This window comes from Anaerovibrio sp. (genome assembly GCF_024697385.1).
Lineage (GTDB): Bacteria > Bacillota > Negativicutes > Selenomonadales > Selenomonadaceae > Anaerovibrio.
Genome location: NZ_JAILFV010000105.1, coordinates 1 through 10060 on the forward strand (window position 1 = coordinate 1; position 10060 = coordinate 10060).

Annotated in this window: 8 protein-coding genes; 4 read left to right on the top strand and 4 right to left on the bottom strand. The window is 40.3% G+C overall.

The window, feature by feature from the left end; genetic code table 11:
- Positions 1 to 1227: TrkH family potassium uptake protein (locus K6C05_RS05510; RefSeq protein WP_296732243.1), on the top strand; the 1227-nt coding region annotated here is incomplete at its 5' end.
- A 328-nt stretch (positions 1228 to 1555) separates the two neighbouring features.
- On the opposite strand, the gene K6C05_RS05515 is transcribed toward K6C05_RS05510, so the two are convergent.
- The 3 genes from K6C05_RS05515 to K6C05_RS05525 all read right to left on the bottom strand — a co-directional run bounded on the left by K6C05_RS05515 (position 1556) and on the right by K6C05_RS05525 (position 3714).
- The gene (locus tag K6C05_RS05515) at positions 1556 to 2203 is read right to left on the bottom strand and encodes an SIS domain-containing protein (RefSeq protein ID WP_296732244.1); all 648 of its coding nucleotides are present in this window, start codon (positions 2201 to 2203) and stop codon (positions 1556 to 1558) included.
- Positions 2204 to 2238: 35 nt separating this feature from the next.
- The gene (locus K6C05_RS05520; protein ID WP_296732245.1) at positions 2239 to 2385 is read right to left on the bottom strand and encodes an aminoglycoside phosphotransferase; all 147 of its coding nucleotides are present in this window, start codon (positions 2383 to 2385) and stop codon (positions 2239 to 2241) included.
- A 99-nt stretch (positions 2386 to 2484) separates the two neighbouring features.
- On the bottom strand, positions 2485 to 3714 hold the full coding sequence (locus tag K6C05_RS05525; protein ID WP_296732248.1) for a dicarboxylate/amino acid:cation symporter: 1230 nt from the start codon (positions 3712 to 3714) through the stop codon (positions 2485 to 2487).
- 209 nt (positions 3715 to 3923) lie between these two features.
- Between K6C05_RS05525 and K6C05_RS05530 the strand changes: the two genes are divergently transcribed.
- Positions 3924 to 5687: a DNA mismatch repair protein MutS gene (locus K6C05_RS05530; RefSeq protein ID WP_296732250.1), complete on the top strand. Its 1764-nt coding sequence runs from the start codon at positions 3924 to 3926 to the stop codon at positions 5685 to 5687.
- A gap of 67 nt (positions 5688 to 5754) precedes the next feature.
- On the opposite strand, the gene K6C05_RS05535 is transcribed toward K6C05_RS05530, so the two are convergent.
- A complete protein-coding gene (locus K6C05_RS05535; RefSeq protein WP_296732253.1) occupies positions 5755 to 6693 on the bottom strand; it encodes a sugar-binding transcriptional regulator in 939 nt (312 codons plus the stop codon).
- A gap of 547 nt (positions 6694 to 7240) precedes the next feature.
- Here K6C05_RS05535 and K6C05_RS05540 point away from each other — a divergent pair.
- A complete protein-coding gene (locus K6C05_RS05540; protein WP_296732256.1) occupies positions 7241 to 8413 on the top strand; it encodes a glycerophosphodiester phosphodiesterase family protein in 1173 nt (390 codons plus the stop codon).
- Positions 8414 to 8656: 243 nt separating this feature from the next.
- Complete coding sequence (locus K6C05_RS05545) at positions 8657 to 9829, top strand: glycerophosphodiester phosphodiesterase family protein (protein WP_296732259.1); 1173 nt, start codon at positions 8657 to 8659, stop codon at positions 9827 to 9829.
- Positions 9830 to 10060 lie beyond the last annotated feature (231 nt).

A 10060-nucleotide genomic window follows, 5' to 3' on the forward strand; every position in this document is an offset into this window, starting at 1 on the left:
GGCCTAAGTTGGTTTTTTGCCTCCCTGATAGCGTCTATACCATATATTACAGGTCATTATATGCCTTTTGTTGATTGTCTGTTTGAGGGTGTTTCAGGCATTACCGGCAGTGGTGCCTCTGTAGTCAGCGATATTCCAAAACTGCCTGACAGCATAATGCTGTGGCGAAGCCTGACACACTGGCTTGGTGGATTGGGTATAATAGTGATTTTTATTGCACTGGTCCCCCAAGCCGGTATAAGAAGCCTGAAAATGTTCGAAATAGAAACCACCGGTCCTACTGAAAACAGACCTCTTCCACGATTTAAAAGCACCGCCCGTGCCCTGCTTATGGTATACATACTTTTAACTTTCTTCCTGACAGCGTTCCTGTTATTATGTGGCTTGAATTTATCTGATGCTGTCAATAATGCAATGTCAGCAATTGCCACCGGCGGCTTCGCCACCAAAAATGAAAGTATTGCCTATTTTAATAATATCCCTGCAGAATTCATATTAATGCTGGCTATGCTGATAGGAGGAGGAAACTTTTCCCTATATCTTATAGCCTGGAAACGGGGTTACAAAAAAATTTTCAAGGATACTGAATTTATTGCATATATCGTGCTGTTTCTGACCATTACAGCTGCCATTACCGTAAATCTTGCAGCAGCCATGGATTTTGATCTTTTTACGGCACTAAGATATGCTTCCTTCCAAACAGCGGCAGTTATCAGCACCACGGGTTTTTCGACCACGGATTTCGATACCTGGCCGGCATTTTCCAAGTATTGTCTGCTGGTAGTAATGATCACAGGCGGCTGTGCCGGTTCAACTGCAGGAGGAATAAAAATAGCCCGATTCATATTACTGTTTAAAATGGTAAATCTGATTATCAAGAAGAAACTGAATCCCAATCAAATCATTCACTTAAAGTATGATTCCAACGAGCAGCTTGATGTGGTTATCAATCGGGTAGGCCGTTTTTTCTTCCTGTATATTTTTATCGCACTATCAGGCGCACTGATTTTTACCATAGATGGACTGCCTATCATAGATGCCATTGTGCTCGGCCTGTCAGCTATTGGAAATGCCGGCATAGCCTTTGGTGCAGCCAGTGATTTTTCACAGTTAAATGAACTAACAAAAATTATTTGCTGTATAATGATGGTAATCGGCCGTCTGGAAATTTTCCTTCTCTTGGTAATGCTGAAGCCTTCCTTTTGGCAAAAGGGTGCCAGCTGGTAAAAGAAACTATCTGCTAAGTTCCAAAAGCCTGCTTGCTCCGTTGTGTGGTGCAAGATAATATTCCAACAATGATAAAACGCCTCTTATGACCATAGTAAATCATTACTAATATCATAAGGGGCGTTTTATAACGCAGTTATTCAAATTTTTCTTCTGGGATAAGAAAAATCATCCAATTATTTTTTCCCCTAAAGGTACTAACTTCGTGTCGCAACTTGGCGGGATATATTAACTCACCACCTGTTATTCGCATTCTGTCCCCAGTCTTAAAAGGACAAAAGACAACTCTTAATCCCGTTATTAATCCATTTTTTTAGCATAGTGGCTCCTATTTATCAAAGAATTCCCTTTCCACTGCCATACAAAGCATGTGATATACAGGTAAATGTAGCTCCTGTATTTTATAAGTCTGTTGTTCTGGAACACATATACTGATATCGCACAAATCCTTTAATCTGCATTCCCTGCCACCTAAAAGGCCAATTGTCTTAATCCCCTTAACCCGTGCCATCTGGACAGCATATATAACATTTGCAGAATTGCCTGAGGTGCTTATACCCAATAATACATCACCTTCATTGCCCAGTCCCAAAACCTGCTGTGCCATCGACAGGTCAGGAGCCTGATCGTTAGCAAATGCACTGTTAAGGGCCACAGCATTCATTAGAGATATGGCCGGCAATGCTCCCTGTAGATTTTCCTGAAGATAATCTGCCTCCTTAGGACACACAGCCTTCATTTTCTCATATAAACTATCATCGATTGGACGCTTGAGAATGAACCCCTTCATCAGCTCCCCGACAATGTGTTCCGCATCTGATGCACTCCCACCGTTTCCACATACTAACAGCTTGCCGCTATTATGATAGGCAGTACAAACTGCTTCTGCTGCATCAACAAAACTGGTACGGCAGTTACTCAATACCGGATATCTGATAATCAGATCATCAATTATTGACAATGCTTCCTTTTTCATGCTTTATCCTCCCATGACTTATACAATCTTTTTTATTATTTCCTGTTAATGAGCCGCTGAAGCTCCCGGACCTGATGCAGGTGCGTCTCATAGTCCAGATCATTGGCATCATACTGCATTCGTTTCTTTAATTCCTCAATTCTTTTCTGCAAGTTTTCTTTTACCTCAGGGCTCAATGCCATTTTATCACCTCAATATTTTCTAATTTATTATACAAAAAAAAATTGTACTGTAAAAGGGTGCCGCCCAAAAGACGACACCCTGCAAAATCACATATGAAATTATTCCTCACGGAAACGATCAACGATACAAGCACAGGCTGCATCACCTGTAATATTAACTGCAGTACGCAGCATATCAAAGATACGGTCTACACCAAACAGGATTGGCAATGCTTCAATAGGAATACCGGCTGCTACCAATACGGCAACTACCAGAAGCGTTGGTCCCGGTACACCGGCCTGTCCTACGGCACCCAGGGTAGATGTTACAACTATGGCTACATACTGGGCAAAGCTCAGTTCCATACCATACATCTGGGCAATAAAGCAGGCAGCCATAGCATAGTAGGCAGCATTACCATTCATATTAATGGTAGCACCCAATGGCAATGCAAAGGAAACAGTACCTTTATCCAAGCCGAATTCTTCCTCATTGGTCTTCATGTTCAGTGGCAGTGTAGCCATGGAAGATGCTGTGGAGAATGCAAATACCTGGCACTTCCACATGCTCTTGAAAAACTGAACATATCCAACCTTCTTGGAGAACATAGCTACTGTTCCACCAATCATTACATATGTAACAATTGCCAGCACCACTACATACAGTCCAACCAACTGGATAATCTTAAGCAGTACATCATAACCAAAGGTACCGGTTGCATCGGCCATAAGGGCAAATACACCGATAGGGGCAACATACATAATAGCGGTCATGATCTTGATGAAAATCTCAGTAAAATAATTGAAAACCTTCATCATGAACTCTTTTTTATCATTATCCAGCAGGGAAAGAGCAAAACCAACAAACAACGCAAAAACGATGGTTTGGAGAATATTTCCCTGAACCAGTGCAGCAAATGGGTTAACAGGAACAAATCCTATTACAGTCTCCCAGAAGCCTGGAATCTGACCGCTCTGAGACATATCAATATCGATAGCAGCCTCAGAAATGCTGGCCATGTTAATACCTGCACCTGGCTTGAAAATTTCGCTGAAGAACAATCCCAATGCAACTGCTACTGCAGTAGTAACACCATAATAAACAAATGTTATAATACCAATTTTACCAGCACCTTTGGAATTTCCCAATGCAGCGGCTCCACCCACCAATGAGAAAAATACCAATGGTATTACTACCATCTTGATCAATGACATAAAAAGATCTCCAACAGGCGCAAACATGTGAGCAGGCTGTCCCATTACCAGACCAACCACCGCACCAAGCACAGTGGCCAGAATTATCCACTTACCCAGGTTATCAAGGACAGAACTCTTTTTTTCCTCTGACATAGCATCTCCTCCATAACACAAATTTAATTGAAAATTCACTCAATTTTCAATTTTTACAATACTAATTATACCAATTAAAATTTATTTTGTATACTCAAGATAAACATTTTTTTTATTTGTCCACAAGATTAAATATCCTGCCAGACTTAATATATTTAAAAAAAGTATGAACTAAAGTATAATAATTATCAGAAAGTGAGGATATAATTATGGAATTATCTTATTATAAAGATATTGCAAAAAATCTTAAACTAAGTATTGAAGGCAATTATAAGACGAGTCGATTATATACCACAAAAAGAACCATATGCTTTATCACCATTGTTTTATCTGTGGCAGCTGCCTATGATTTTGGCCATAACGCTTTTTGGGCAGTCAGCCTCATACTCCTTGCCGTATTTATCTACCTGATAAAGCGCCATAGTGATATACATAGAATAATCGCCTATGAAGAAAACAAATACAAGATAACCATGGAATATGTGTCTAGATTCGAAGGCTCCTGGACACAGTTTCCTGATAATGGCGCTGATTTTTTCAACCGAAATTATACCCAGGACACAGATCTGAATATTTTAGGGCCTGCATCTATTTTTCAATATTGCTGCTGTGCCAGGTCCGCAGAGGGCAGGGCTACTTTAGCCAAACGACTGAAGCCTTACCCTGATACTCCTGAGGCTTTACGGATACACCAGGAGGAAACCCTGTTTTTTTTACATAATCCTGACGCTGCCCTCCACTTACAGGCCATTAATTGCCAGACACCTTTTAACTTCAGTGTAAAAAAACTGTTATTATACCTTGATAATCCTGAAAACCTCACTGATAAATTATTTATTATCAGCAGTATTCTTCCCCCAGTATCCCTGTTACTGTCAGGTGCTGCCGCATTGGGAATGATACCTATTAAGCTGCCCATTCTCCTGCTCTGCCTGCAGCTTGCCATCAGCTTAATCCGGCAGCAAAAAAATACAGCAGCTATTGCTCCCCTGTATAAGATAAATAACGGATTAGCTTATTATCATCAGCTTTTTTCAGCTCTTACAGCTGTTCTTCCCAAGAAAATCGGCAATATTGATCCAAAGGAACTGACAGAAGCCATAAATCCTATCAGAAATCTGAAAAACATCGCTATACTTGCCGAATTAAGACACAATTTTATCCTGTTCTTTTTTCTTAATACCTTTTTTATGTGGGATTTTCAGATTATCAGATTATTTCACGGTTGGCAGAAGCACCATTCCAATCGGCTGAAGCTGTGGCTGAACATGTGGTATGAAACAGAAACCGCCATCAGTCTGGCATCCTTTGGACATACCGGGAAAAAGGCAGTCATGCCTATATTAAAGGAATCTGAAACACCATATATTAAAGCAGTCAATCTGGAAAATCCCCTTATCTCCCAGGAAACAAGTGTACCAAACTCAATAGATCTGGTACCATCTCTTAATATAATCACCGGATCAAATATGTCCGGAAAAACCACCTGGCTCAGAACATTGGCAACCTCCTGCATTCTTGCCTATGCAGGAGCACCGGTATGTGCTGACAGCTTTGAACTCAGTCCGTTGAATATCATGACCTCCATTCGGATCAGTGATGATTTAAATACCGGAACATCAACTTTCTATGCTGAAATAAAAAGGATAAAGGCCATGATCACTGAGGCTGATACTGATAGGCCTATGCTTACAGTTATTGACGAAATATTTAAGGGTACAAATTCGGCTGATCGGATTATATGCGCCCAAACAGCCTTACTGCATCTTACCAAACCCAATATCATCACCCTTGTTTCTACACATGATTTTGAATTATGCCATATTGAACCCAAAAACAATATACCTATTAACAATTACCATTTTGAAGAACAAATCGTTGATGACCGGCTCCTGTTTGATTACAAAATCAAGGAAGGTCCATGTAAAACAACAAATGCCCAATTGCTTTTGAAGCTGGCAGGGATATACTGATCAGCTAGTGAACATAAAAACTCCGATAAACCATTATGATTTAATCATGGATTTATCGGAGTTATTTTTAATCCTTGAGAAGCTGTTTTGCAGTGAACTGGTCAGTAATAAAGACATTAGCATAATTGCCCTTGAGTGCAGCCCTTATGGCTGGAATTTTTGCTTCACCACCAGCAATCATTATGCTGTGTTCCTTACCCCGTAATTCATCCAGGGTTATACCTACAGTCCTGGCATCAAGCTCCTTATTACATATATGTCCGTCATCGTCAAAAAACCTCGAGCATATATCTCCCACTGCCGTTTTCTGGATTTTTGTTTTTTCTTCAGCATCGGTATATCCCAAACGGAAAAACAATGCATTCGGCCTTACTGTACCTACACTGAAAATAGCGATATTGGCATGATTTCCCAGTTCAAGAACCCTTTTAATATGCCTGTCCTGATCAACCATCTCCTTGACCTCACGGCTGCCAAATATAACCGGTAGCGGCAGGTACTGCGCTATCGTACTGTAGTTATTGGCAAAATTTTCCAATATATCCTTTGCATAATTCCGCCATTTTGAATGTGTAACACCGCCCTCAAGCTGGACAATCTGTGCCCCCTTTAAAACCTTTGGAACCAGGGAACATGACATATTATACAATGTGGTACCCCATCCTACACCGATGATATCCCCATCATGCACTATAGAATCAAGGTATTCAGCTGCTTTAATACCAATGTATTTCTTAATCTCATTTTCGTCATTCAATGTAGAAGAAGCAAGCCTAACCTCATTAAGACGATATTTTTCCATGAGCATCTGCTCCATATTGGACATATCTTCTACAGGATCCATTATCTGAATCTTAACATATCCCTTATCCTTTGCATACTGCAGTAATCTGGAAACCGACGGCCTTGAAATCTCAAGTTCCTCTGCTATCCTCTGCTGACTGTACTCTGACCTGTAATACAGTCGTGCTACAGTAATAGATAGTTTGTCCCTATCACGATTCATATTCCCTTCCTCCCTAAAACACCCCTGAAATGTAATAATTATTGTTTGGTCATTTTGTAAACACAACTTTATTATCTATGTTACAAAAGTAAAAATCAAGTAATTAACCATAAAGCACATCAACAAAAAAATCAATCTCCAATTATCTAATGCAGCTTGTATTTTTTGGCCTCAGCCAATTTTAGAAATGAAATAAAAATGTTTTTAGTCCTGTGAAATATTATTCAAATATAATTAAACAAAATTTCAAATATTGGATTTTTATGTAAAAAAAACGGAATTGCAAATAAATACACGATTAAATTTATAAATTTTTCATCTTATTTTTTATTGATAGCTCTTATTTTACCATAGTTGTTTGAACATAACAAATCCTTTGTTACACAAAGCTTTCAGCTTTTTTTCATTTTCAAAATAAACGGGTCCTGACCAAAAAAATTATCACAAAGCATATTTACCAAGGCTTTTACGCTCTTGACAATTAAAAATTCAAATCCTATACTTAAGCCATGGTATTTGATTTTAATTCAAGCAGGAGGTATTATTAATGAAAATTTCAAAGAAACATGCTTTAGCAGCAGGGGTTTTAGCTGCAGTAGCTACTATGGGTATTCAGAGCTTTGTTGCTCCAGCACAGGTTGAGGCAAAAGCAGATCTCGATACTTATTTCGACTTCGAGCCACATCGTGGTGGTCGTGATGCTCGTCCGGAGAACACTCTTTATTCTTATGCTTATGCTATTGAAATGGGTGCAACCTCTATCGAGTGTGATATGCAGCTGACTGGCGACAACCAGATTGTAATGAGCCACAACCCTGTTCTCAACCATGATATCACCCGTCATAAGGGTACCAACAACTATGTTGAGGCTGGTAAGTATGATATCCGTACTATGACTGTTGCTCAGATCAAGCAGTTTGATGTTGGTGTAATGGATCCTATCAGCAATCCTGAGCATTACTACAATGGTCATGGTAAATCCCAGGTTACTCCAGCATGTGCTGAGATTCCTACTGTTGATGAATTATTCCAGCTGTGCAAGGATTCCGGTTTTAAGGGCAACCTGAACATCGAGACCAAATCCTATCCTGATCCTGAATATCCAGAGGGCTACAAGAACAATGCAGACCCTAAGAAGTTTGTAAAGGTATTCTATGAGAAGGTTAAGAAGTACAACATGCAGGATCATGTAATTCTTCAGTCCTTCGACTGGGCTACTCTTATTGAAATGAAGAAGGTTGATTCCAATATCGCTGTTTCCGCTCTGTGGTGCGAGCAGCCTACTTGGGGCCGTGATTCTGAGTGCATCCGTATGTTCGAGCCAAATGTTTCCCCTTGGCTTGGTGGTCTGGATGTAAGAAGATTCCCTGGTAGCTCTGTAAATGCTAAGGTTATCAATGCAGCTCATTCCTTCGGTGCAGAGGTTATTTCTCCATATTATCCAGAAATCAGCACCGATGATGTAGATCTTGCTCATTCCCTGGGCATGAAGGTTGTTCCTTGGACTGTAAATAGCCTTGAGGCTATGGATCAGCTCTACAACATGGGCGTTGATGGTATGATTTCCGATAAGCCTTGGATTCTCCGTGCTTATCTTGAGAAGAAGGGTGCTAAGCTCCGTCCTACCAAGAAGGTAGCAGTAGCTAAGTATCATTTGGAGCCTAACCATCGTGAGATCTCAACTGACAAGATGGCTGGCGGTACTGACGCAGCATACTAATACTGATATGTATTTTAAAGAACCTGGTTCTTCGGAACCAGGTTCTTTTTTATCCAATCCATAACATTTAAGATGTCCATATCAACATGACACCTGTTTTTTTATCTTCAGAATTGCAGAAAAATTCTCACAATAAGACGATTATGGCCTAGTATAAAGGTTTTATGCTCTTGACAAGTGAAAAATCTATATTTATACTTGTATTATGGTATTTAATATTTAATCAGGCAGGAGGTATTATTAATGAAATTTTCAAAGAAACATGCTTTAGCAGCAGGGGTTTTAGCTGCAGTAGCAACCATGGGTATTCAGAGCTTCGTTGCCCCGGCACAGGTTGAGGCCAAGGCCGATCTCGATACTTATTTCGATTTCGAGCCGCATCGTGGTGGTCGTGATGCTCGTCCAGAGAACACTCTTTATTCTTATGCTTATGCTATTGAGATGGGTGCTACTTCCATTGAGTGTGACATGCAGTTCACTGGTGACAATCAGATTGTAATGAGTCACAATCCTATTCTCAACCATGATATCACCCGTTATAAGGGTACCAACAAGTATGTTGAGGAAGGCAAGTATGACATCCGTACTATGACTGTTGCCCAGATTAAGCAGTTTGATGTTGGTGTAATGGACCCTATCAGCAATCCTGAGCATTACTACAATGGTCATGGTAAGTCCCAGGTTACTCCAGCAAGTGCTGAGATTCCTACTGTTGATGAATTGTTCCAGCTGTGCAAGGATGCAGGTTTTGAGGGGAACCTGAACATTGAGACTAAGTCTTATCCAGATCCTGCTGTTCCAGCTGCTTATAAGAACAATGCAGATACTAAGAAGTTTGTAAAGGTATTCTATGAGAAGGTTAAGAAATATAACATGCAGGATCATGTAATCCTTCAGTCCTTCGACTGGGCTACTCTCATGGAAATGAAGAGAATCGATCCAAACATTACTGTTGCCGCTCTGTGGTGTGAACAGCCTACTTGGGGTCGTGATTCCGAAAATATCCGTATGTTTGAGCCAGAGATTTCCCCATGGCTCGGTGGTCTGGATGTAAGAAAATTCCCTGGCAGCTCTGTAAACGCTAAGGTTATCAATGCTGCTCATTCCTTTGGTGCAGAGGTTGCATCTCCATACTATCCAGAAATAAGCACTGATGATGTAGATCTTGCTCATTCCCTGGGTATGAAGGTTGTTCCTTGGACTGTAAACAGCCTTGAGGCTATGGATCAGCTCTACAACATGGGCGTTGATGGTATGATCTCTGATAAGCCTTGGATTCTCCGTGCTTATCTTGAGAAGAAGGGTGCTAAGCTTCGTCCTACCAAGAAGGTAGCAGTAGCTAAGTATCATTTGGAGCCTAACCATCGTGAAATCGCAACTGACAAGATGGCTGGCGGTACTGACGCAGCTTATTAATATCCTGCTTGGATTAAAAAAACCTGGTCCTTTTGGGCCAGGTTTTTTTACACTTAAATATAAACCTCAGTAATATAAAGAAACTCTTACTTGGCAGGCAGTATAAGTGGAACGCATCTCCTATGCCCTATTACAGCGTAGAGGTAATACTCCCTAGTAAAACGCTAATCAGAATATTTTTCTTCAATAGAAAAAATTTAAACTCTATCTTTATAAATAAAATCTTGTATC

Excerpts from the sequence above, each read along its gene's own strand:
- K6C05_RS05525 (WP_296732248.1), bottom strand. The coding sequence starts at position 3,714 with ATGTCAGAGGAAAAAAAGAGTTCTGTCCTTGATAACCTGGGTAAGTGG.
- K6C05_RS05520 (WP_296732245.1), bottom strand. The coding sequence starts at position 2,385 with ATGGCATTGAGCCCTGAGGTAAAAGAAAACTTGCAGAAAAGAATTGAG.
- K6C05_RS05540 (WP_296732256.1), top strand. The coding sequence starts at position 7,241 with ATGAAAATTTCAAAGAAACATGCTTTAGCAGCAGGGGTTTTAGCTGCA.
- K6C05_RS05545 (WP_296732259.1), top strand. The coding sequence starts at position 8,657 with ATGAAATTTTCAAAGAAACATGCTTTAGCAGCAGGGGTTTTAGCTGCA.
- K6C05_RS05515 (WP_296732244.1), bottom strand. The coding sequence starts at position 2,203 with ATGAAAAAGGAAGCATTGTCAATAATTGATGATCTGATTATCAGATAT.
- K6C05_RS05530 (WP_296732250.1), top strand. The coding sequence starts at position 3,924 with ATGGAATTATCTTATTATAAAGATATTGCAAAAAATCTTAAACTAAGT.
- K6C05_RS05535 (WP_296732253.1), bottom strand. The coding sequence starts at position 6,693 with ATGAATCGTGATAGGGACAAACTATCTATTACTGTAGCACGACTGTAT.